Source organism: Streptomyces sp. DSM 116795 (genome assembly GCF_055792905.1).
Genome location: NZ_CM147707.1, coordinates 6,082,201 through 6,104,614, shown reverse-complemented (window position 1 = coordinate 6,104,614; position 22,414 = coordinate 6,082,201). Strand labels below are relative to the sequence as shown.

Here is a 22,414-nt window from a genome sequence, read left to right as displayed (position 1 = left end):
GCCGGTTGCGCGTTCGTCGTGCACAGGCACCGAAGCAGCCGAAGGAGGCGCTCACATGGCCATCGCCACGGTGAATCCGGCCACGGGCGAGACCCTGAAGACGTTCGAACCGCTCAACGCCGGCGAGATCGAGGAGCGGCTCTTCAGGGCGCACCGCGCCTTCCGCGAACACCGTCTGACCAGCTTCGCGCAGCGGGCCGCACTGATGCACCGGGCGGCGGACCTGCTGGAGGCGGACCAGGACGGCATCGCCCGCACCATGACGACCGAGATGGGCAAGCCGCTGGTGGCGTCCCGCGCCGAGGCGGCCAAGTGCGTCAAGGCGATGCGCTGGTACGCGGAGCACGCAGAGGCGCAGCTCGCCGACGAGCATCCGGCACCCGGGGACGTGAAGGACTCCGGAGCGGCGCGGGCGTTCGTGCGCTACAGGCCGCTGGGCACGGTGCTGGCGGTCATGCCCTGGAACTTCCCGCTCTGGCAGGTCGTGCGCTTCGCGGCGCCCGCCCTCATGGCCGGCAACACCGGGCTGCTCAAGCACGCGTCGAACGTGCCACAGACCGCGCTCTATCTGGAGGAGCTCTTCCGCCGCGCAGGGTTCCCCGAGGGCGCCTTCCAGACCCTCCTCGTAGGCTCCGGCGCGGTCGCAGACCTGCTCCGCGACGAGCGGGTCGTGGCCGCGACCCTCACTGGCAGCGAGCCCGCGGGCCGCTCGGTCGCCTCCATCGCCGGGGACGAGATCAAGAAGACGGTGCTGGAGCTCGGCGGCAGCGACCCCTATCTGGTACTCCCCTCGGCCGACCTCGACAAGGCCGTACGCACCGCCGTGACGGCCCGGGTGCAGAACGCCGGGCAGTCCTGCATCGCCGCCAAGCGCTTCATCGTGCACACGGACGTCCACGACACGTTCGTCTCCCGGTTCGTGGAACGGATGTCCGCGCTGAAGGTCGGCGACCCGATGGCCGAGGAGACCGACGTCGGCCCGCTCTCCAGCGCGCAGGGCCGCTCCGACCTGGAGGAGCTCGTCGACGACGCCACGCGCCGCGGCGCCACCGCCCTGTGCGGCGGCGGGCGCCCGCTGCACCTCCCGGACGGGTGGTACTACGAGCCGACGGTGCTCACCGGGGTCACCGAGGAGATGAGGATCCACCGCGAGGAGGCCTTCGGTCCCGTCGCGACCGTGTACAGGGTGGACGGCCTGGACGAGGCGGTCGAACTCGCCAACGTCACCTCGTTCGGCCTCAGTTCCAACGCCTGGACGCGCGACTCCGCCGAGCAGGAGCGTCTCACCCGCGATCTTGAGGCGGGCGGCGTCTTCTTCAACGGCATGACGGCCTCGCACCCGGGCCTGCCGTTCGGCGGCGTCAAGCGCTCCGGTTACGGACGGGAACTGGCCGGCCACGGCATCCGGGAGTTCTGCAACGCGACCACGGTGTGGTTCGGGCCGGAAGAGTGACAATGGTGTTGTCCGGTCCGTGAGCGCGACGGACCGGACCGGCAGCACGCCGGGTCCGGCGGGGACCGGACGGGCGGGCCGCACTCCCGCTGAGGCGGATCGGTCCGCTCGCCCGGCCTCTGCCGCTTTTTTCGGGCCGCACACGGCCACTCGCACGCACAGGCGCAGGCACGCGCAGGCACGGCCGCCCGCGGGCCGGGCCACACCGGGCCCGGCCGGGCGCCTGTACCGAACACGCGTGGCAGATCGATTCCGGTCGTCCGCATGACGGACTCCCGTCCCATGGTCCGGGAAGCGCAAGGACCGCTCGGCGACGGCGGCCGGCACCCCGCTCACCGGCCCGGCACCCGTCCGTGGCCCTCGCGCAGCCCCCGGTAGTCTCGGCACCGCACTCGCGCCGCCCCTGCCCGCCCGTCCCCACCCTGCCGGAGGTCGAGCCCGCCGTGACCGTACGAGCCGTACGCACCGAGAGGCGGGGGCCGGTCACCACCGTCGTCCTCTCCCGTCCCGACGCACGCAACGCCGTCGACGGTGCCACGGCCGCCGAACTCGCCGACGCCTTCCGCGACTTCGAGACCGATCCGGAGGCGATGGCCGCGGTGCTGTGGGGCGAGGGCGGCACGTTCTGCGCCGGTGCGGACCTCAAGGCAATCGGCACCGAACGCGCCAACCGCGTCGCACCGGACGGCGACGGCCCGATGGGGCCCACGCGGTTGCGCCTGTCAAAGCCGGTCATCGCCGCCGTCGCCGGCCACGCGGTCGCCGGCGGCCTCGAACTGGCTCTCTGGTGCGATCTGCGGGTCGCCGAGGAGGACGCGGTCTTCGGGGTCTTCTGCCGCCGCTGGGGCGTCCCGCTGATCGACGGCGGCACCGTGCGTCTCCCCCGCCTGATCGGCACCAGCCGTGCCCTCGACCTCATCCTCACCGGCCGTCCGGTACCGGCGGCCGAGGCGTACGACATGGGGCTCGCCAACCGCCTCGTACCACACGGTGAGTCACGCGCCGCGGCCGAGGAACTCGCCGCCCAGCTCGCCCGCTTCCCGCAGACCTGTCTGCGCGGCGACCTCGCGTCCGTACACGAGCAGGAGGGCCTGCCCGAGGACGAGGCGATGGCGCGTGAACTGCGCCACGGACAGGCCCCGTTGCGCCAGGCGGCGGAAGGCGCGGCCCGCTTCGCCGCTGGCGCCGGCCGCCACGGCGACTTCGACTCGATCTGACCGCACCGCCACCGGAGATGCCTGCGGCCGCCACCTCCGCCGGTCTTCGCACGGCTCGTTCTGATCTCCTCAGCGCCGGTACGGGCACTGTGAGTTGCTCCGGGAGTGCGCCGGAAGGCAATGTGTGGCACACAGGGGGTAACAGAGGATGGATTTACGGTTCACGCTGCCCGACGCCACGGATGACGACGAGTTGGGGCAGCTGTACGAGTGGCTGCGCGCCGACCGCGATCTGCGCACCGGCTCCGAGATCACGCTCGCGCCCGCCGCGCCCGTGCCCGGCAGGATGGGCACGGCCTTCGACGTGGTGCAGATCGTTCTCGACTCGGGACTCCAACTGGCCTCTCTCGCCGTCGCGATCGCTTCGTGGCGGAAGGCGTGCGAGCCGCGGTCGGCCGTGACCATCGTCCACGACGATGCGGAGATCAGGCTGCGCCGGGCGGACCTGGACGATGTGCGCACCGTCCTCGACGCCCTGGAAAGGCTCCGCGAGGGTCAGGGCACGGGCACCGACGACGGGCAGGCCGGAGAATCCGGCGGGCCCGGACAGTCCGAGGGGCACGGGGAGTCCGGCAGGTCCCGGGAGGACGGTGTGCGGTGAGTGCGCTGCCCGATCCTCAGCGGTCCGCGGCAGTGATCATCGGAGTCGGTGAGTACACGCACCTGCCCCGGCTGCCCGCCGTCGCCAACAACCGTGACCGGCTCAGGCACACCTTGGCCGACCCGGACGTCTGGGGCCTGCCCGAGAAGCGGTGCCACGAGGTACCGGACCCGCCGACGTCGGCGAAGCTGATCGATCCGGTCATCCGTGCCGCACGGCAGGCCCGCGACACCCTGATCGTGTACTACGCGGGACACGGCTTCGTCGACCACAGGGGCGAGCTCTTCCTCACCCTCCCCGACTCGAAGAACGGGTGGCGTCACACGGCCGTCCCATACGACTGGCTGCGTCAGTCGATCCTCGAACAGAGCAGCGCCCAGCGGCGGATCGTGATCCTCGACTGCTGCTACAGCGGGCGCGCGCTCGAAGGGATGTCTGATCCCGCCGCCAACCTCCCGGCTGCCGCCGGCGTCAACGGCACGTACGTTCTGACATCTGCGGCGGAGAACGCCCAGGCACTCTCCCCGAAGGGCGAGGAATGCACGGCGTTCACCGGAGAGTTCACCCACGTCCTGCGCGAAGGGGTGCCGGACGGAGGGGAGTTCCTGACTCTGGACGCGGTCTACGGACGGGTCCTGGAGTCGCTCAGGTCCAAGAGCAGGCCGGAGCCTCAGGAGCAGGACCGGGGGCGGATCGGCAGACTTCCGTTCGTACGGAACATGCAGTACGAGGGAGCAGCCGAAGACCCTCCGCCGCCCCCGCAGCGGCGTCGGCGCGGCCTCCGCCTGGCCACCGCGGCGGGCGCGCTACTGCTGGCCGCCGCCGTCCCCGTCGCGTGGTGGTGGCTGCCGGGTGAAGCCGGGTCCGGCTCCGGCCGCTGCTCGAAGCACGCCTCACTGGTCGGGCTGACCGACCGGCTCGACAAGGCCCGGTACGAGGGACATCAGCTGTCCGGGCTGTCGTCGCTGGCCCTGGAAGGTCAGTCGCGGGTCCTCGCCCTCTCGGACCGGAGTCATCAGCTCTACGAACTGTCCCTCGGCCCCGGCGGGAAGCCCGAGGAGGTACGGATCGACGACACGATCACCCTTCGCGACAAGGACGGTTCGGACTACTCCCCCAAGGAGTTCGACGCCGGGGCCATGGCGCTGGAGGAGGGTGGGAAGAGCGTGCTCGTGGCGTCGGAGACCGGGTCCTCCGTCAGCCGGTTCGACCGCGGCAGCGGGCGGCGGGTGCACGGATTCGAGGTGCCGGAGAGGTTCCGCGCCGAGCCGGAGGGCGGCGCGCGGAAGAACGGGGGCTTCGAGTCGATGACCCTCAGCCAGAACGGCAGGTTCCTCTACGTGGGCACGGAGGGCTCGCTCCAGGACGACGGAACCCGCGGGGACAGGTCCCTGATCCGCATCCTGCGCTACAAGGGGACACCGGGCGGCGACTACACCCCGAAGAAGCAGTTCGCCTACAGGACGGAGCCCGGACTCGGCCTCGTGGACCTCGTGGCTGTCGGCAGGGGCCGCGTGCTGGCCGTGGAGCGCGGATACACCAGCGGCAAGGGGCACACAGTGCGCGTCTACGAGATCTTCCTGACCAGCAAGAGAACCGATGTCTCCTCGGTGCGTTCGCTGGCCGATACGGAGGACGGGGTGTTCGCGCGCAAGCAGCCGCTCTTCGACCTCGCGGAGTGCCCCGCACCCGGTGGGGAAGACGGCTCGGGAGGCGAGGGGAAGCAGCCCGGTCCGCTGCTGGAGAACGTCGAAGGCGCGGCCCTAGGGCCTCCGTTGACGGAGGGGGAGCACGATGACCGGCGCCTGCTGTATCTCGTCTCCGACGACAACGGCAGAGCCAAGCAGAAGACATGGCTGTACTCGGTCGGCGTCAAGTGGTGAGACGCCGGCTCCGGGCCGCCCCGGCACCGTCGCCGGCGTCGTGCCCGCTCAGCCCAGCCGGCTGCGGGCCTTGAAGGCCGCCTTGCGTGCGTCCTTCGCCGTCTGCTTGTCGGGGTGTACGCGGCCCATCGCCTCCAGGACGTCGCCCGTCGCCGGGTGGTCGACCTTCCAGGCCTTGTCGAAGAACCCCGCGTGCTGATCGACCAACCCCTGTACCAGGCCCTGGAGTTCGGCGGCCTCACCGGCCGTCGCCAGCTGCGCGGCGATCGTGTCGACAGTCAGCCAGAAGACCATCTCCTCGTCGGGCTGCGGGACGTCCTGCGCGCCGTGCTCGACGAGCCACACACGGGCCAGTCCGCCCAGTTGCCGGTCCTCCAGGACTTCGCGCAGGGCCGGCTCGGCCTCCGTACCGATGAGGGAGAGGGCCTGCTGGCATGCGAGGCGGCGGGAGGGTGCGTGCTCGTCCGTGCCACGGGACGCGGTGAGCAGTTCACGGGCGGACTCCAGGGACGTACGGGCTGCGAGCCAGGACTCGATCTCCGCCTGTGCGTTCTCCTCGGTGTACACGGTGAGCGCGCTCAGCAGCGTCTCCGCGTCCGTTTCGGCGAGGTCGCCGACGGCGGGGGCTTCGACGCCCGCCTCGCGCATGCGTACGCGCACACCGTGGATTCCGAGCGGGGTCAGCCGCACCATGCCGTAGCGGGATACGTCCTCTTCGTCGAGGTTCTCCGGCAGTTCGGCGTCCTCGTCGGTCTCCTCGGTCAACGCCTCGTCCACGGGCTGGTATTCGACGAGCCCGGTCGGCGCGAGCATCCGGAACTGCTCGTCGAGCTTCATCATCGCCGCCGAGACCTCTTCGAGAACGGCGTCCGTGGGCTCCTCCATGTCGTCCGGGACGATCATCGAAGCTGCGAGCACCGGCAGCGGCACCATCGCACCGGCGGAGACGGCCTGATCGCTCGCGGTAAGGACGTAGAGATTGCCCAGCGTCCCGTCGAGGAAGTCGGCTTCCTGCTCCGGGTTCCAGTCGAGGGAGTCGAGGTCGATGGCCTCCGGATCGATCTGCCCGTCCTCGCCGGTGACGCCGTCGAGGCCGCCGATCAGGTCCTCGAAGCTCGGGGTCGCGGCGTCGGCGAGCACGCTCTCCAGGCCGCCCTGCCAGATCTCCAGCACGTCCTGCGGGCTGCCACTCCGGAACTGGTCCAGTTCCACTCCGGGACGTGCGGTGCCCACGGGCTCCTCGGTGATGGTGACGCCCCCTGCCGCGCCGGCCTCCGCGCCCGCTTCCCCGCCTTCGTCGGCGCCGCCCCCGCCGTCCTCCTCGACCTCCAACAGGTCCGTGTCGACGGCCAGTTGCCAAGCCTGTGCCGTGTGCATCTCCCCGTCCTCGTCCTCGGAGAGCCCGAGATGGGCGACGGCCTCCTTCAACTGCTCCGCGAGCAGCTCACCTCCGGCACCGACGGGCACACCTGCGGCGCCCCCGGGGCCGGCGGCTCCGCCCTCTTCTCCGGCCCAGACCGCGAGGCGTGCGGCCCACGAGAAGAGCGGTGCGGCCAGTGCGTCCCGCGCGAGTTCGGCTTCGGAGGACAGCCGCACGGGCGGCATGGCGGGACGGTCGCCCCCGGTCGTTTCACCGGACATCAGCGCGTTCATCTCCTACGGGTGCTACACGTTGCGGGAAGGATGCGGCCCCCAGCGTAGACGGGATGTGTCCCGCACTGCCCGAATCGCGTGGCCGTCACTCTTGCGCCTGTCGGTCACCGTCCGACGACTCCGGGTGGCACCGGAAGGCGGCCGCCCGGGAGTTGTGTGGCACACATGCTCAATGGTCCGCATCTGCTTGACAAGTGAGATGAGCACGACAGACTTTTACGCGCGTAGAGATTACCCGTCCGTAATGACCGTACGGACCTGGAAAGTTCGTAATCCGCCACCCCCCGGAGGCACCGTTGTCGTCCCGTCTCGCCCGTACCTCCGCACTCACCGTCGCGGCGGTGTGCGGATCAACACTGCTCGTCATGACCGCCGTCTCCGCGTCCGGGAGCACGGCCGAGGAGCCACGCCTCCACGACATCCAGGGCAGCGCCCGGATTTCGCCGTTCGCCGGCAAGCAGGTCGCGGATGTGCCGGGAGTCGTCACGGCGGTGCGCGGATTCGGCAAGGCGCGCGGCTTCTGGCTCCAGGACCCGAAGCCGGACGACGATCCCGCCACCAGCGAGGGCATCTTCGTCTTCACGGGCGAGAAGACACCCGACGTCGAGGCCGGGGACTCCATACGGATATCCGGCGAGGTCGCCGAGTTCTACCCCGGCGGCGAGGAAGCCGGCGGCCAGTCCGTCACACAGCTGACGGACGCCGAGTGGAAGGCTGCCTCGAAGAAGAAGGCGAAGCTGCCCAAGGCCGTCGGCCTCGACGCGGACCGCGTCCCCGACGCGTACGCACCCGAAGGCAAGGGCGACGAAGGAAACATCGAGTCGCTGAAGCTGCAGCCCCGCAAGTTCGCGCTGGACCTCTACGAGTCCCTCGAAGGCATGCGCGCCGGCCTCAAGAACGCGCCGGTGACCGGCCCGAGCACCGAGTTCGGCGAGCTGTGGGTGACGGCCGACCCCGGTGAGAACCCGACCCCGCGCGGCGGCACCCTCTACGGTGACTACGACCAGCAGAACGGCGCCCGCATGAAGGTGAGTTCGCTGCTGCCGCGCGAGGAGAACCCCTTCCCGAAGGCGGACGTCGGCGACGAGCTGCGCGGTACGACCACCGGGCCCCTCGACTACGACAACTTCGGCGGCTACACCGTACGGGCCACGGCCATGGGCGAGTTGAAGGACAACAAGCTGAAGCGGGAGAAGACCCGCAAGCAGAGCAAGGACGAACTCTCCGTCGCCACCTACAACGTCGAGAACCTCTCCCCCGAGAGCGAGCCCGCGAAGTTCGAGCGTCTCTCCGAGGCGCTGGTGAAGAACCTCGCCTCCCCCGACGTCGTCGCCCTGGAAGAGGTGCAGGACGACTCCGGCCCGCAGGACGACGGCACCGTCGCCGCCGGCAAGACCCTCAAGACGCTCACCGACGCGATCGAGAAGGCGGGCGGCCCGGCGTACGAGGCGCGCCAGATCGACCCCGGGAACAACGCCGACGGCGGCCAGCCCGGCGGCAACATACGCGTCGCGTTCCTCTACAACCCGGACCGGGTCGACTTCACAGACCGCAAGGGCGGCGACGCGACCACGCCTGTGAAGGTGGACGACGACGGCGGTGCGCCGAAGCTGTCGGCCAACCCGGGCCGCATCGAGCCGCAGGACGAGGCGTGGAAGGAGAGCCGCAAGCCGCTTGCCGGCGAGTTCACCTTCAAGGGCCGCCAAGTCTTCGTCGTCGCCAACCACTTCAGCTCCAAGGGCGGCGACCAGCCGATGGAAGGCCGCTTCCAGCCGCCCGTGCGCGAGTCCGAGAAGCAGCGCACCGCGCAGGCGAAGCTCGTCAACTCCTTCGCCAAGAAGGTCGAGTCCGTCGACAAGGACGCCGCGGTCATCGCCGCCGGGGACTTCAACGACTTCCCCTTCTCCCCCAGCCTCGACGCCATCCGCGAAGGCGGGGTCTTCACCAGCCCCATGGACGAGCTGCCGGCCGAGGAGCGCTACGGCTACGTCTTCAACGGCAACTCGCAGGTCCTCGACCATGCGGTGACCAGCCCGGGTGTCGGCCCGGTCAAGTACGACATCGTGCACATCAACGCCGAGTTCCAGGACCAGGCCAGCGACCACGACCCGTCGGTCATCCGCCTGAAGCCGTAAGGCGGCTCACACGGCCGCACCACGACCGTCCCGCCGGCGGGCGCCCTTGAGGGTGGGCGCCCGCCGGTTGTTCCTGCCGTGACCGGCACTCCGGCCGTGCCGTCTCTGCCGCAGCAAGCCGGCCATCGACCGCGCCCCGGTCGGGCTCACCACCACGCTTCCCGGCATGACGCCGCCTACTGCGGGCTTCCCCCGCGGGGCCACGGATCCGGGGTCTTCGGAGCACTGATTCCGGGTGCGGGTGCCGGTGCCTGGCCCGGGCCCGCTCCCGGTCCCCGTCCCGGAGCCGGCCCGAACTGCCCGCCCTCGCGGCCGTCCCGGCTCTCGCGCCGCTCGTCCTCGCCCGTCAGATCCCGTACGAGCAGCGCCGCGCCCGCGACCGCACCCGGCATCAGCACGACCGCGACCAGCGGCACCAGGAACAGCAGCACCAGCGGGACGCCGAAGCCAAGCGCCAGCGCCCTGCGCGTACGCAGGACGCGCAACCTCTCCCGTACGGGAATACCGCGGCGCTGCATGGCCACGGAGACCAGCTCAAGGGTGAGGAAGAAGCCCGAGACGCAGAAGCCGAGCGCGGGCACGACGGTCTGGCCGACCGCCGGCAGGAAGCCGAGGAAGAAGAGCGGGACGGCGAGGAGAAGCATGCGCCACAGCACGAAGAGGCTGTCGCACAGCGACGTCCACACCTCCCGCCACACGGGGCGGTCCGGGCCGGGCGGCGCGCCGCCCTCAGACTCCTCGACCTGCTCCGACAGCTTCTCGTAGAAGGGGTCGCCGATCACGAGCGTGACCGCGGTGAAGGTCACCACCGACAGCAGCAGCGCGCCGATCCAGAGGAGCACCGCGAAGAGCCCGCGCAGGGAGTCCCGCCACAGCTCGTCCCAGTCGTCCGCGAAGGGCGTGGCCCAGGCGGCGACGTCTCCCGCGTAGAAGGCGAGCGCGGTGAGCGCCGCCGCGTAGAGCACCAGAGCCAGCAGCGCGGGCAGCAACCCGAAGCCGAACCACCGTCCGTGGCCCAGCGCCCACCGCTGTCCACGCCCCAAGTACCGCATCCCCGCGGCGAGATCACGCATGCCCGTAAGCCTATGGCCTACGGGCATGCGGGCGGCAACGCGGCCGGGGCGCAGCGGGCCGTGGAGCCACCGGAAAGAACGGGCAATCGGTGAACGGTGCGCGCCCCGCGGTCAGTTGTGGCTGTGGAGCGCCTCGTTCAGCCCGCCCCACGAGCCGCTGCGCTGGAGGACCTCGACCCTGCCGGTCGTCGAGTTGCGGCGGAAGAGCAGATTGTCAGCGCCGGACAGCTCCAGCGCCTTGACGATCTTCCCGTCCGGCAGCGATACGCGCGTGCCGGCCGTCACGTACAGTCCCGCCTCGACGATGCAGTCGTCACCGAGGGAGATGCCGATCCCGGCCTCGGCACCCAGCAGGCAGCGCTCCCCGATGGAGATCCGCTGCTTGCCGCCGCCGGAGAGCGTGCCCATGATCGAGGCGCCGCCGCCGATGTCGGAGCCGTCGCCGACGACGACGCCCGCGCTGATGCGGCCCTCGACCATGGACGTGCCGAGGGTGCCGGCGTTGAAGTTGACGAAGCCCTCGTGCATGACGGTGGTGCCCTCGGCCAGGTGCGCTCCGAGGCGTGCACGGTCGGCGTCGGCGATACGCACGCCCTTCGGTGCGACGTAGTCCGTCATACGCGGGAACTTGTCGACGCTGGTGACGCTCAGATGCCTGCCCGCGGCGCGTGCAGCGAGCCGCACCTGCTCCAGCCGGTCGACGGCGACCGGGCCGAGGCTCGTCCAGGCGACGTTGGCGAGCAGTGCGAACTGGCCCTCCAGGTTCAGCCCGTGCGGCCGTACGAGGCGGTGGCTGAGCAGATGCAGCCGCAGGTACGCGTCGTGCGTGTCCGCGGGCTTGTCCTCCAGCGAGCCGATGACCGTACGCACGGCCACGGTCTCGACCCCGCGCACCGCGTCGGGGCCCAGCGCCTCCCGGGCGGCCTCGCCCAGCGCCTCGGCGGCCTGCTCCGGGCTCAGGCGCTCGCTCCCGACGGGGCCCTCGGGCTCTTCGACGAGTTCGGGGGCGGGGAACCAGGTGTCGAGGACGGTCTCTTCGCCGTCGCTTCCGCGGGAGATGGTGGCGAGCCCGACGGCGACCGCGCCGGTCGTACGAGGTGAGGTGGCTGCTTGCGTCATGCCGCGCACGTTATCGGCCCTCCCGCGGACGAGGCCAACCGGTCTCAGCCGTCGGAAGCCACCGCGGCGGAGGCCGGACGCGGGGCGGACGCCGGACGGGGCGGAGGCCGGACGCGGAGCGGACGCCGGACGCGGAGCGGCGTCGCACCAGCGACGCACCCGCCGGCCTCTTCAGGTCTCGCCCGTGACGCGCGCGAGCGCGGCCCGCACCGCCGCACGGTCGAACGGCCGGTCGGTGAGCAGCAGTTGCAGCAGCAGCCCGTCGATCAGCGCCACGAGGACCCGCGCGGTGGCGGCGTCCGCGGTGTGCCGCCCGATGACGTCGACCATCTCGTCCAGCCACGCCGCGGCCACGGGCTGCAGAGCCGGACGCCGCAGGGCGGCGAGATAGAGCTCGTACTCCAGGCGGATACGGCCGCTGTCCCCGTACGCGTACTCCTCCAGAAGCCGCGTGAGCACGTCCGCGAGCGGCGGGCCCCCGCCGGCCCGCGCGTCCGTCCCGGACAGCGCCTCCGCCCAGTCCTTCATGCCGCTGCGCGGCCCGGTGCAGACCTGCTCCAGTGCGGCCACGAGCAGGTCGTCGAGGCCGGCGAAGTGGTACGTGGTCGACCCGAGCGGCACACCCGCCTCCGCGGCGACGGTGCGGTGGCTCAGCCCTCCGATTCCCTTGAGCTCGACGATCCGGATGGCAGCGTCGATGATGCGCTCGCGGCGCTCCGGGTCGTACCGCCGTGCCATCAGTGGATCCCGCCGAGGTTGAGCACGACGACTCCCCCGATGACGAGCACGATGCCGATGATCTTCGCCGCCGTGACCGACTCCCCGATGAAGACGATGCCGATCGCGGCGATGGCCGCGGTGCCCACGCCGGCCCAGATCGCATAGGCGGTCCCGACGGCCATCGTCTTGAGCGCCTGCGCGAGCAGTATGAAAGCCACGGCATAGCTGAAGCCCGTGATCAGGGACGGCAGCAGCTTGCTGAAGCCGTTGCTGTACTTCATCGCGGTTGTGCCCACAACCTCCGCCAGGATCGCGCCGGCGAGCGTCACATAGACCATGCGTACGAGCGTACACAACGTTGTGTACGGGCGTACATTACCGGGGCCCCGCGCGTCACCCTCCGCCCGTCACCGGCATGAGAAACGGCCATGCCGCCAGGATGTCCTGGCGGCATGGCCGTTCGTGCGCGGCAGCGGTCAGACGTTGAAGCCCAGCGCCCGCAGCTGGTCGCGGCCGTCGTCGGTGATCTTGTCCGGACCCCACGGGGGCATCCAGACCCAGTTGATCTTCAGCTCGTCGACGATGCCCTCGGTCGCGGACTTGGCCTGGTCCTCGATGACGTCCGTCAGCGGACAAGCCGCCGAGGTGAGCGTCATGTCGATCGTGGCGATGTTCGACTCGTCGATGTGGACCCCGTAGATCAGGCCCAGGTTGACGACGTCGATGCCCAGCTCAGGGTCGACCACGTCGAGCAGCGCCTCGCGGACCTCGTCCTCGCTCGCGGGCTTCGCGGTGGTCTCGGTCATGCCGTCTTCTCCTTTACCGAGTCCTCGCCCAGCGCCTGGGCGGTGGCGTCCTTCCATGCCATCCAGCTCAGCAGAGCACACTTCACACGCGCCGGGTACTTCGAGACCCCGGCGAAGGCGACGGCGTCCTCCAGCACGTCCTCCATGGCGTCGTCCGGCTCGAGCTGCCCCCTGGACTGCATCAGCTCCAGAAAGGTCTCCTGGATCGTGCGGGCCTGGCCGAGCTCCTTGCCGACCAGCAGCTCGTTCAGTACGGAGGCACTCGCCTGGCTGATGGAGCAGCCCTGGCCCTCGTAGCTGACGTCGCTGATCGTCTCGCCGTCGTAGCGCACACGCAGCGTGATCTCGTCACCGCACGTCAGGTTGACGTGGTGCACCTCGGCGTCGCCCTCGCGCAGGCCCTTGCCGTGCGGGTTCTTGTAGTGGTCCAGGATCACTTCCTGGTACATGGAGTCCAGCTTCACGAGTCAGTCCGTCCGTCCAGTCCTCTGCGGCCCACGCCGTCGTCCTAGGCGAAGAAGTTCCGTACGTGTTCCACGCCCGCGGCCAGGGCATCCACCTCGGCCGGCGTGGAGTACAGATAGAACGACGCCCGCGTGGTCGCAGGAATTCCGTACCGCAGACAGACCGGCCGTGCGCAGTGGTGTCCCACGCGGACGGCGATGCCCTGCTCGTCGAGCACCTGGCCCACGTCGTGCGGGTGGATGTCCCCGAGCGTGAAGGAGATCGCGGCGCCCCTGTCCTCGGCCGTGGTGGGGCCGATGAAGCGCAGGTCCGGGATCTCGCTCAGCTTTCCCACGGCGTACGCGGTCAGCGCGTGCTCGTGCTCCTGGATCCGGTCCATGCCGATGGCCGACAGGTAGTCGACGGCCGCACCGAGGCCGACGGCCTGGGCGATCGGCGGCGTGCCCGCCTCGAACTTGTGCGGCGCGGGCGCGTACGTCGACGCGTGCATGGTGACCGTCTCGATCATCTCGCCGCCGCCCAGGAAGGGCGGCAGGTCGTCGAGGAGCTCCTGCCGGCCCCACAGCACGCCGATGCCCGTGGGGCCGCACATCTTGTGCCCGGTGAAGGCGACGAAGTCGGCCTGGATCGCCTGAACGTCCAGCACCATGTGCGGTGCCGCCTGTGAGGCGTCGACGACGACGAGGGCGCCGACCTCATGGGCCCGCCGGACGATCTCCTCGACCGGGTTGATCGTGCCCATGATGTTGGAGACGAGCGTGAAGGAGACGACCTTGGTCTTCTCGGTGATGATCTCGTCGACGGCGGACAGGTCGAGCCGCCCGTCGTCGGTGAGGCCGAACCACTTCAGCTTCGCGCCCGTACGCTGCGAAAGCAGCTGCCAGGGAACGATGTTGGAGTGGTGTTCCATCTCCGTGATGACGATCTCGGTGTCGTGCTCGACCTTGTAGGGCTCGTCGGCCCAGCCGAGCATGTTGGCCACGAGATTGAGCGACTCGGAGGCGTTCTTGGTGAAGACGACCTCGTCTCGGCTGGGCGCGTTGATGAAGCCCGCGACCTTGTCCCGCGCCCCCTCGTACAGCGCCGTGGCCTCCTCGGCGAGGACGTGGACACCGCGGTGGACGTTGGCGTTGTGGCGCTCGTTGTAGTCGCTCATCGCGTCCAGGACCTGGCGCGGCTTCTGCGAGGTCGCCGCGTTGTCCAGGTACACGAGCTTGTGCCCGTCGTGGACCGTGCGGTCCAGGATGGGGAAGTCCTTGCGGAGTGCCTCGCTCAGTAGTTGATCAGACCCAGCGAGCAGACCCGGAAGCGTCACATCGCTCACGAAGCGGCGCCTCCCTTCACGTACTCCTCGTAGCCCTCTTCCTCCAGCTTGTCGGCCAGCTCGGGACCGCCGGACTCGGCGATCCGGCCCTTGGCGAACACGTGGACGTGGTCGGGCTTGATGTAGCGCAGGATGCGCGTGTAGTGGGTGATCAGCATGGTGCCGACCTCGCCGTTCTCACGGACGCGGTTGACGCCCTCGGAGACCACCCGCAGCGCGTCCACGTCGAGGCCTGAGTCGGTCTCGTCGAGGATCGCGATCTTCGGCTTGAGAAGCTCCAGCTGGAGGATCTCGTGCCGCTTCTTCTCACCGCCGGAGAAGCCCTCGTTGACGTTCCGCTCGGCGAAGGACGGGTCGATCTGGAGGCGCTCCATGGCCTCCTTGACCTCCTTCACCCACAGCCGCAGCTTGGGCGCCTCACCGCGCAGCGCCGTCGCCGACGTACGCAGGAAGTTGGAGACGGAGACGCCGGGCACCTCGACCGGGTACTGCATGGCGAGGAAGACGCCGGCGCGGGCGCGCTCGTCCGGAGTCATCTCCAGGACGTCCTCGCCGTCGAGGCTCACCGAGCCGCCGGTGATCGCGTACTTGGGGTGGCCCGCCAGCGAGTAGGCGAGCGTGGACTTGCCGGAACCGTTCGGCCCCATGATCGCGTGCGTCTCGCCCTGCTTCACAGTCAGGTCGACGCCGCTGAGGATCTCGGTCGGGCCGTTCTCGGTCTCGACGGAGACGTGCAGGTCGTTGATCTCAAGCGTTGCCATGGGGACTTCAGGACTCCTGTGTGACGGAGACGAGCACAGCCGCATCGGGGCCGTCGCCTTCGATTCTTACGGGGTACACGGGGATGGGGCGGGTCGCGGGCAGCCCGGACGGCTTGCCCGTGCGCAGATCGAAGCTGGAGCCGTGCAGCCAGCACTCGATCTGGCAGTCATCGACCTCGCCCTCGGACAGTGAGACGTTCGCGTGCGAGCAGATGTCGTTGACCGCGAACACTTCTCCCTCCGTACGGACGAGAGCGACCGGCACACCTTCGAGCTCCACCCTCTTGGGAGTGTCCACCTCCAGCTCGCCGAGCGCCGCCACGCGCACGAAGCCTTCGCCGCTCATACGGACGCCTCCAGCTCCGCCTCGATCTTCTCGATGAGGCGCTTCTCCACGTCCGGCAGACCGATCTGCTGGACGAGTTCGGCGAAGAAGCCCCGCACGACCAGCCGCCGCGCCTCCTGCTCGGGGATGCCCCGGGCCTGGAGGTAGAACAGCTGCTCGTCGTCGAACCGGCCGGTGGCCGAGGCGTGGCCCGCCCCGACGATCTCACCGGTCTCGATCTCGAGGTTGGGCACCGAGTCGACCCGCGCGCCGTCCGTCAGGACGAGGTTGCGGTTCAGCTCGTAGGTGTCGGTGCCGGTGGCGGCGGCACGGATCAGCACGTCGCCGATCCAGACCGCGTGCGCCTCGGCACCCTGCAGAGCACCCTTGTAGACCACGTTGCTGCGGCAGTTGGGCCTGTCGTGGTCGACGAAGAGGCGGTGCTCCTGGTGCTGGCCGTTGTCGGTGAAGAACAGGCCGTAGAACTCCGCCTCGCCGCCCGGGCCCGCGTAGTTCACACGAGGGTGGAGACGTACGACGTCACCGCCGAAGGTGACGACGACGGACTTGAACGCGGCGTCCCTGCCCACCAGCGCGTTGTGCTGCGAGCAGTGGACGGCCGTGTCGTCCCAGTCCTGCACGGATACGACGGTCAGCTTGGCGCCGTCGCCGAGGACGAACTCCACGTTGGCGGCCCGCACCGCGTCGCCGGTGTGGTCGATGACGATGACGGCTTCCGCGAAGTCCTTGACCTCGAAGACCGTGTGCCCGTAGGTCACGCCGCCCTCGCCGTGCAGGGACACCCGCACCGGCTCCTTCAGCACGGCCTCCTTGGGCACCGTCACGACCGTGGCCTTCTCGAAGGAGGAGAACGCCTGCGCGGCGACCCGGTCGACCGGGGTGCCGGCCCGTCCGACGCGCGCGTCGTCGCGCCCGACGGTCTCCAGCGTCACGCCCTCGGGTGCGTCCACCTCGACCTTGAGTGAGCCGGACGCCTCGGCCGTGCCGTCGTGCAGCCCCTTGAGCCGCTCGATCGGTGTGAAGCGCCACTCCTCCTCCCTGCCGTGCGGCACGGGGAAGTCCGCCACGTCGAAGGAGGGCGGTGCACTCATCCGGGTGGCGACGGTGGACTCAGCTGCCACCGCGATCGCTCCGGTGGTGTTCGAACCGACCGGTGGGGGTCCTCCCTGGACGACGTCCTCGGGGGAGTTCTGAGCCTCAGCCATGGCGCTCGTATTGCTCACTCTCTGGGAATCGGAAGCCTCGAAGGGACTCTGCGGAAGCTGCCTGGGTCAAGTCGCTTGCGGTGCGGGCCGCGAGGCGCGCGGGCCGGCCTCAGCCGACCGCGCCCTCCATCTGCAGCTCGATGAGCCTGTTGAGCTCCAGCGCGTACTCCATCGGGAGCTCCTTCGCGATGGGCTCGACGAAGCCGCGGACGATCATCGCCATCGCCTCGTCCTCGGACAGGCCCCGGCTCATCAGGTAGAAGAGCTGGTCGTCGCTGACCTTGGAGACGGTGGCCTCGTGGCCCATCGTCACGTCGTCCTCGCGGACGTCGACGTACGGATAGGTGTCCGACCGGGAGACCGTGTCCACGAGCAGCGCGTCGCACAGCACGTTCGACTTCGAGCCCTCGGCGCCCTCGGCGATCTCGATGAGACCGCGGTAGGACGTGCGGCCGCCGCCGCGGGCCACCGACTTGGAGACGATGTTGGAGGACGTGCGCGGTGCCATGTGCACCATCTTCGCGCCGGCGTCCTGGTGCTGGCCCTCGCCCGCGAAGGCGACCGAGAGCGTCTCGCCCTTGGCGTGCTCGCCCATCAGGTAGACGGCCGGGTACTTCATGGTGACCTTCGAGCCGAGGTTGCCGTCGACCCACTCCATGGTCGCGCCCTCGTAGGCCACCGCACGCTTGGTGACCAGGTTGTAGACGTTGTTCGACCAGTTCTGGATCGTCGTGTAGCGGCAGCGGCCGCCCTTCTTCACGATGATCTCGACGACGGCGGAGTGCAGCGAGTCCGAGTCGTAGATCGGAGCCGTGCAGCCCTCGACGTAGTGCACGTAGGCGTTCTCGTCGACGATGATCAGCGTCCGCTCGAACTGGCCCATGTTCTCGGTGTTGATGCGGAAGTAGGCCTGGAGCGGGATGTCGACGTGCACGCCCGGCGGCACGTAGATGAACGAACCGCCCGACCACACCGCGGTGTTGAGCGCGGCGAACTTGTTGTCACCGGGCGGGATGACCGTGCCGAAGTGCTCCTGGAAGATCTCCGGGTGCTCGCGCAGCGCCGTGTCGGTGTCCAGGAAGAGAACGCCCTGCTGCTCCAGGTCCTCACGGATCTGGTGGTAGACGACCTCCGACTCGTACTGCGCGGCGACACCGGCGACCAGGCGCTGCTTCTCCGCCTCCGGGATGCCGAGCTTGTCGTAGGTGTTCTTGATGTCCTCGGGCAGGTCGTCCCAGGTCTGCGCCTGCTTCTCGGTGGAGCGGACGAAGTACTTGATGTTGTCGAAGTCGATGCCCGAGAGGTCCGAGCCCCAGTTGGGCATGGGCTTCTTCTCGAAGAGCCGGTGGCCCTTCAGGCGGAGCTTCAGCATCCAGTCCGGCTCGTTCTTCTTCCCCGAGATGTCGCGGACGACCTCGTCGGAGAGGCCACGCTTCGCGGTGGCACCGGCCGTGTCGGAGTCGGCCCAGCCGTACTCGTACTTGCCCAGCCCGTCGAGCTCAGGGTGAGCAGTCTCCGTAGGAGAGGTCATGCGGGGTTCCTCCCGGCGGTGTTCGCAGGTGCTGTGGTGGCGTTGCTCGCCTTGGTGTCGCTCTTGCTCTTGTTGCTTGTGCTCTTGTTGCTCTTGTCGGTCTTGCTCTGGTGCGTGCTGCTTGCGCTCGTCCTGCCCGGGGCTTCACCGGCGCTCCCGCCGGTGGTCCTGCCGCCGGGCCCTGCGACGTTCCCGGACTGCGACGGGGATCCGCCCCGGGGTCTTCCCGCCGAGGGCAGGCTCTGCGGGACGAAGGTGGTGCACACCCCGTCGCCGTGGGCGATCGTGGCCAGCCGCTGGACGTGGGTGCCGAGCAGTCGGGAGAAGACCTCCGTCTCCGCCTCGCACAGCTGCGGGAACTGCTCGGCGGTGTGCGCCACCGGGCAGTGGTGCTGGCAGAGCTGCTCGCCCGCGGGGGCACCTGCCGGGGCGGGTGCGCTGCGCGCAGTGGCAGCGTACCCGTCCTTGGTCAGTGCCTCCGCCAGAGCCCGGGTGCGCTCCTCCGGCGGCACCCGCTCCAGTGCGCGCCTGTACTGCTCCGCCTGGGCGGCCACTCGGGCGCGGGCGAAGTCCGCCACCGCCGCGTCGCCGCTCTCGCCGCCGCCGGCGCTCTGCGCTATCCAGCGCAGGGCGTCCGCGGCCAGCTTGTCGTAGTCCTGGTCGAAGGCGTCCCGGCCACAGTCGGTCAGTGCGAAGACCTTCGCGGGCCGCCCACGGCCGCGCGAGCCGTAGACCCGCTTCTCATGCGGTTCGACGACGCCGTCGCCCACGAGTGAGTCGAGATGGCGGCGGACGGCGGCCTGCGTCAGCTCCAGGCGCAGCGCCAGCTCGGCGGCGGTGGACGGGCCGTGGTCCAGGATGGAACGCGCCACCCTGTTGCGCGTGCCGCGCTGCTCGTCCTGGCCGCCGGGGCCTCCGGACTGGCCGGACTGGCCGGGCACGGACGAACCGCCGGCGGCCGCTCCGGCCGCCGCTCGCGTCTCGTGTCCTTCAGCCGTCTTTTTCACAACGTCATTGTTGCGTAATTCATCGCGGCGCGGCAAGCCGCCTCCTGACCTGGCGGAATGGCCTGCGTCACGTAAGGGGAGCCTTACCTCCCGCTCACGACCGCCGCCCTGCCGCCCCCGCCGGGGGACCGTCACGCATCTCAACCCCCGGGCACGCAAGGCACTTCGGAATCCTTAGACTCCCCCATATGGGAAGCGGAGGGGCTCTCGAGGTCGTGGGCCTGGTGAAGCGGTACGGCAGCAGGACGGCAGTCGACGGGCTCGGCATGTCCGTCCCGCACGGCACGGTCACGGCGGTCCTCGGCCCCAACGGTGCGGGCAAGACCACCACCGTCGAGACCTGCGAGGGTTACCGCAGACCGGACGCCGGCACCGTCCGCGTCCTCGGGCTCGACCCCGTCGCACAGGCCTCCCGGCTGCGTCCCCGCATCGGCGTCATGCTGCAGAGCGGCGGCGTGTACTCGGGGGCGCGCGCCGAGGAGATGCTGGCCCACATGGCAGGCCTGTACGCGAACCCGCTGCCGGTCGACTCGCTCGTCGACACCCTCGGCCTGGAGAGCTGCGGCCGTACGCCCTACCGGCGGCTCTCCGGCGGCCAGCAGCAGCGGCTCTCGCTCGCCATGGCCGTCGTCGGCCGCCCCGAGCTGGTCTTCCTCGACGAGCCGACCGCCGGCCTCGACCCGCAGGCGCGCCGCGCCACCTGGGAACTCGTACGTGCGCTGCGCACCGACGGAGTCACCGTCGTACTGACGACGCACCACATGGACGAGGCCGAGGAACTGGCGGACGACGTCGTCATCATCGACGACGGCCGCATCGTCGCCGACGGCTCACCGGACGAGCTGTGCCGCGGCGGCGCCGAGAACTCGCTGCGCTTCACCGGACGGCCCGGCCTGGATCTGGCCTCCCTGCTCAAGGCCCTGCCCGACAACACCGCCGCCGCCGAACTCGTCCCCGGCGGCTACCGCGTGACAGGCACCGTCGACCCGCAGCTGCTGGCCACGGTCACCTCTTGGTGCGCGCAGAACGGCGTCATGCCGGACCGCATCTCGGTCGAGCGCCGCACCCTGGAGGACGTCTTCCTGGAACTCACAGGCAAGGAGCTTCGTTCGTGAGCGCCGGCACCTTCATCCCGGCGCCGGGCGCGGCGCCGCTGTGGCGCATGATCGGCGCCCAGGCTGCCCTGGAGACCAGGATGCTGCTGCGCAACGGCGAGCAGCTGCTCCTCACCGTCGTCATCCCGACGCTGCTGCTGGTGCTCTTCAGCTCGGTCGACGTCGTCGAGCTCGGCGGCGGTGCCCGTGTCGACTTCCTCACCCCCGGCATCCTGGCGCTGGCCGTGCTCTCCACGGCCTTCACGGGCCAGGCAATCGCCACCGGATTCGAGCGCCGCTACGGCGTACTGAAGCGGCTCGGCGTCTCCCCGCTGCCCCGCTGGGGTCTGATGGCGGCCAAGACCTGCTCGGTACTGGTCGTCGAGGCGCTGCAGGTGACGCTGCTGACCGTGGTCGCGCTCGCACTCGGCTGGTCGCCGCACGGCAACCCGGCCGCCGTGGCGCTGCTGCTGCTCCTGGGCACGGCCGCGTTCTCCGGTCTCGGGCTGCTGCTGGCGGGGACGGTACGGGCGGAGGCCACCCTCGCCGGGGCGAACCTGGTCTTCGTCCTGCTGCTGGTGGGCGGCGGTGTCATCGTGCCGCTCGACCGCTTCCCGGACGGCGTGCAGAGTGTGCTCGGGGTGCTGCCGGTCTCCGTTCTCTCCGACGGCCTGCGCGAGGTGCTCCAGCACGGAGCCGGCGTCCCGTGGAGTGGCCTCGGCGTACTGGCCGCTTGGGCGGTGGCGGGGCTCGCCGCCGCGGCGGCCTTCTTCAAGTGGGAGTGAAGGGCTCATCCTGGGCGGCTCGCACCCCGTCCCGCCCCTCCCCCGACCCCTCGTGAATGCGCGCACAAGCTCGCCCCTACGATGTCTCCCGTGCCTCCCCTGCCGAACCAGCCGAAGCCGCAGAACCTGCTCGAACTCCTGCGCAATCCGGTCGCGTACATCGCCGGGCGCTGGACGCCCGCCCCGGGCACCGTCCGCCGGGCCGCCCTCTCGGCGCTCGTGATGAGCGTCGTCATCATCGTGACCGGCGGCGCCGTGCGTCTGACCGGCTCCGGGCTGGGCTGCGAGACCTGGCCCAAGTGCAGCAGCGACAGCCTGTACGCCACCTCGGAGATGGGCGTGCACGGGGTGATCGAGTTCGGCAACCGGATGCTGACGTACGTGCTCAGTGCCGCCGTCGGCTGGACCATCGTCGCCGCACGGGCCGCCAAGCCGCGCCGCAGGAGTCTGAGCCGGCTGGCCTGGTCGCAGTTCTGGCTCGTCATGGGCAACGCGGTGATCGGCGGCGTCACCGTGCTGACGGAGCTCAATCCGTACACGGTCGCCGGGCACTTCCTTCTCGCCACGGGGCTGCTCACGGTCGCCGCGCTGACCTGGCTGCGCGCCAGGGAGGGCGACGTACCGCCTCGTCCGCTGGCGGGCCCGCCGGTGAAGAAGCTGGTGGTCATGCTGACCACAGCGGCCGCGGCCCTGGTGGCCGTGGGCACCGTCGTGACGGGTTCCGGGCCGCACGCGGGCGACAGCAGCAAGGTGCCTCGCATGCCGGTCGACGTCGAGGTGGCAGCTCAGGTGCACGCCGCCCTGGCCTGGATCGTGGTCGCTCTGACGCTGGCGGTCTGGCTCGTCCTGCGCGCGTTCGACGCACCCGAGGGTCCGAGGCGCCGCACCCGTGAGCTGCTGATCGTGCTGCTCGCACAGGGAGTCCTCGGCTACGTCCAGTACCTCACGGACCTGCCCGAGGTCCTGGTCGGGCTGCATCTGCTGGGCGCGGCCCTGGTGTGGATCGCGACGCTGCGCCTTCTGCTGTCGCTGCGGGAGCGCGGACTGCCGCCCGGGAGCGCCCCGGAGGAGGTCCGCGCGGCGGCGTCCGGCGGAGCACCCCACGGCACGGAGCCCGAGTACGGGCCCGGCCCGGCCGGCGCCGTGCCGGCCCCCGCCGACGGCGACCGGGACAGGCCCGCCGCGGCCTCGTCGTCCGGGTCGTCCGGGTCGTCCGGCCCGTAGCTCCCGCATGGC

21 protein-coding genes are annotated in these 22,414 nt (G+C 70.3%); 8 read left to right on the top strand and 13 right to left on the bottom strand.

Annotated features, from left to right (window positions below; all coding sequences use genetic code 11):
- Nucleotides 1-55 precede the first annotated feature (55 nt).
- The 4 genes from ACSMXX_RS26295 to ACSMXX_RS26280 all read left to right on the top strand — a co-directional run bounded on the left by ACSMXX_RS26295 (nucleotide 56) and on the right by ACSMXX_RS26280 (nucleotide 5,154).
- Complete coding sequence (locus ACSMXX_RS26295; RefSeq protein ID WP_473181158.1) at nucleotides 56-1,453, top strand: NADP-dependent succinic semialdehyde dehydrogenase; 1,398 nt, start codon at nucleotides 56-58, stop codon at nucleotides 1,451-1,453.
- 443 nt (nucleotides 1,454-1,896) lie between these two features.
- The gene (locus tag ACSMXX_RS26290; protein WP_473181157.1) at nucleotides 1,897-2,670 is read left to right on the top strand and encodes a crotonase/enoyl-CoA hydratase family protein; all 774 of its coding nucleotides are present in this window, start codon (nucleotides 1,897-1,899) and stop codon (nucleotides 2,668-2,670) included.
- A 148-nt stretch (nucleotides 2,671-2,818) separates the two neighbouring features.
- Nucleotides 2,819-3,271 carry an effector-associated constant component EACC1 gene (locus tag ACSMXX_RS26285; protein ID WP_473181156.1) on the top strand — a complete coding sequence of 151 codons (453 nt, stop codon included), beginning with the start codon at nucleotides 2,819-2,821 and terminating at the stop codon, nucleotides 3,269-3,271.
- The gene (locus ACSMXX_RS26280; RefSeq protein ID WP_473181155.1) at nucleotides 3,268-5,154 is read left to right on the top strand and encodes a caspase, EACC1-associated type; all 1,887 of its coding nucleotides are present in this window, start codon (nucleotides 3,268-3,270) and stop codon (nucleotides 5,152-5,154) included. Before ACSMXX_RS26285 ends, ACSMXX_RS26280 begins: the two co-directional genes overlap by 4 nt.
- 48 nt (nucleotides 5,155-5,202) lie before the next feature.
- On the opposite strand, the gene ACSMXX_RS26275 is transcribed toward ACSMXX_RS26280, so the two are convergent.
- Nucleotides 5,203-6,795: a hypothetical protein gene (locus ACSMXX_RS26275; RefSeq protein ID WP_473181154.1), complete on the bottom strand. Its 1,593-nt coding sequence runs from the start codon at nucleotides 6,793-6,795 to the stop codon at nucleotides 5,203-5,205.
- Nucleotides 6,796-7,103: 308 nt separating this feature from the next.
- Here ACSMXX_RS26275 and ACSMXX_RS26270 point away from each other — a divergent pair, with 308 nt between their 5' ends.
- Complete coding sequence (locus ACSMXX_RS26270) at nucleotides 7,104-8,942, top strand: endonuclease/exonuclease/phosphatase family protein (RefSeq protein WP_473181153.1); 1,839 nt, start codon at nucleotides 7,104-7,106, stop codon at nucleotides 8,940-8,942.
- A 176-nt stretch (nucleotides 8,943-9,118) separates the two neighbouring features.
- Here the strand turns inward: ACSMXX_RS26270 and ACSMXX_RS26265 are convergent, their stop codons facing one another.
- The 12 genes from ACSMXX_RS26265 to ACSMXX_RS26210 form a co-directional block, all read right to left on the bottom strand.
- Entirely contained in the window at nucleotides 9,119-10,015 is an 897-nt protein-coding gene (locus ACSMXX_RS26265; RefSeq protein WP_473181152.1) for an EI24 domain-containing protein, read from the bottom strand.
- 111 nt (nucleotides 10,016-10,126) lie between these two features.
- On the bottom strand, nucleotides 10,127-11,134 hold the full coding sequence (gene dapD / locus ACSMXX_RS26260; RefSeq protein WP_473181151.1) for a 2,3,4,5-tetrahydropyridine-2,6-dicarboxylate N-succinyltransferase: 1,008 nt from the start codon (nucleotides 11,132-11,134) through the stop codon (nucleotides 10,127-10,129).
- A gap of 171 nt (nucleotides 11,135-11,305) precedes the next feature.
- On the bottom strand, nucleotides 11,306-11,872 hold the full coding sequence (locus tag ACSMXX_RS26255; protein ID WP_473181150.1) for a TetR/AcrR family transcriptional regulator: 567 nt from the start codon (nucleotides 11,870-11,872) through the stop codon (nucleotides 11,306-11,308).
- Complete coding sequence (locus ACSMXX_RS26250; RefSeq protein ID WP_473181149.1) at nucleotides 11,872-12,192, bottom strand: DMT family transporter; 321 nt, start codon at nucleotides 12,190-12,192, stop codon at nucleotides 11,872-11,874. Before ACSMXX_RS26250 ends, ACSMXX_RS26255 begins: the two co-directional genes overlap by 1 nt.
- Before the next feature lie 138 nt (nucleotides 12,193-12,330).
- The gene (locus ACSMXX_RS26245; protein ID WP_473181148.1) at nucleotides 12,331-12,660 is read right to left on the bottom strand and encodes a metal-sulfur cluster assembly factor; all 330 of its coding nucleotides are present in this window, start codon (nucleotides 12,658-12,660) and stop codon (nucleotides 12,331-12,333) included.
- Complete coding sequence (gene sufU, locus ACSMXX_RS26240; RefSeq protein WP_473181147.1) at nucleotides 12,657-13,124, bottom strand: Fe-S cluster assembly sulfur transfer protein SufU; 468 nt, start codon at nucleotides 13,122-13,124, stop codon at nucleotides 12,657-12,659. The genes ACSMXX_RS26245 and sufU overlap by 4 nt, the downstream gene beginning before the upstream one ends.
- 44 nt (nucleotides 13,125-13,168) lie before the next feature.
- Nucleotides 13,169-14,440, bottom strand: coding sequence for a cysteine desulfurase (locus tag ACSMXX_RS26235; protein ID WP_473184980.1), 1,272 nt, complete (start codon nucleotides 14,438-14,440; stop codon nucleotides 13,169-13,171).
- A gap of 5 nt (nucleotides 14,441-14,445) precedes the next feature.
- On the bottom strand, nucleotides 14,446-15,210 hold the full coding sequence (gene sufC, locus ACSMXX_RS26230) for a Fe-S cluster assembly ATPase SufC (RefSeq protein ID WP_473181146.1): 765 nt from the start codon (nucleotides 15,208-15,210) through the stop codon (nucleotides 14,446-14,448).
- Nucleotides 15,211-15,217: 7 nt separating this feature from the next.
- The gene (locus tag ACSMXX_RS26225; RefSeq protein WP_473181145.1) at nucleotides 15,218-15,556 is read right to left on the bottom strand and encodes a non-heme iron oxygenase ferredoxin subunit; all 339 of its coding nucleotides are present in this window, start codon (nucleotides 15,554-15,556) and stop codon (nucleotides 15,218-15,220) included.
- Nucleotides 15,553-16,761, bottom strand: coding sequence for a Fe-S cluster assembly protein SufD (sufD, locus tag ACSMXX_RS26220; RefSeq protein WP_473181144.1), 1,209 nt, complete (start codon nucleotides 16,759-16,761; stop codon nucleotides 15,553-15,555). Before sufD ends, ACSMXX_RS26225 begins: the two co-directional genes overlap by 4 nt.
- Nucleotides 16,762-16,870: 109 nt before the next feature.
- Complete coding sequence (sufB, locus tag ACSMXX_RS26215; RefSeq protein WP_473181143.1) at nucleotides 16,871-18,292, bottom strand: Fe-S cluster assembly protein SufB; 1,422 nt, start codon at nucleotides 18,290-18,292, stop codon at nucleotides 16,871-16,873.
- Nucleotides 18,289-19,299: a helix-turn-helix transcriptional regulator gene (locus ACSMXX_RS26210; RefSeq protein WP_473181142.1), complete on the bottom strand. Its 1,011-nt coding sequence runs from the start codon at nucleotides 19,297-19,299 to the stop codon at nucleotides 18,289-18,291. Before ACSMXX_RS26210 ends, sufB begins: the two co-directional genes overlap by 4 nt.
- A gap of 188 nt (nucleotides 19,300-19,487) precedes the next feature.
- On the opposite strand from ACSMXX_RS26210, the gene ACSMXX_RS26205 reads away from it, so the two are divergent.
- The 3 genes from ACSMXX_RS26205 to ACSMXX_RS26195 all read left to right on the top strand — a co-directional run bounded on the left by ACSMXX_RS26205 (nucleotide 19,488) and on the right by ACSMXX_RS26195 (nucleotide 22,402).
- Complete coding sequence (locus ACSMXX_RS26205) at nucleotides 19,488-20,414, top strand: ABC transporter ATP-binding protein (RefSeq protein WP_473181141.1); 927 nt, start codon at nucleotides 19,488-19,490, stop codon at nucleotides 20,412-20,414.
- 47 nt (nucleotides 20,415-20,461) lie between these two features.
- Nucleotides 20,462-21,178, top strand: a complete 717-nt coding sequence (locus tag ACSMXX_RS26200; protein WP_473184979.1) for an ABC transporter permease — start codon at nucleotides 20,462-20,464, stop codon at nucleotides 21,176-21,178.
- An 81-nt stretch (nucleotides 21,179-21,259) separates the two neighbouring features.
- Nucleotides 21,260-22,402, top strand: a complete 1,143-nt coding sequence (locus ACSMXX_RS26195; protein WP_473181140.1) for a COX15/CtaA family protein — start codon at nucleotides 21,260-21,262, stop codon at nucleotides 22,400-22,402.
- Nucleotides 22,403-22,414 lie beyond the last annotated feature (12 nt).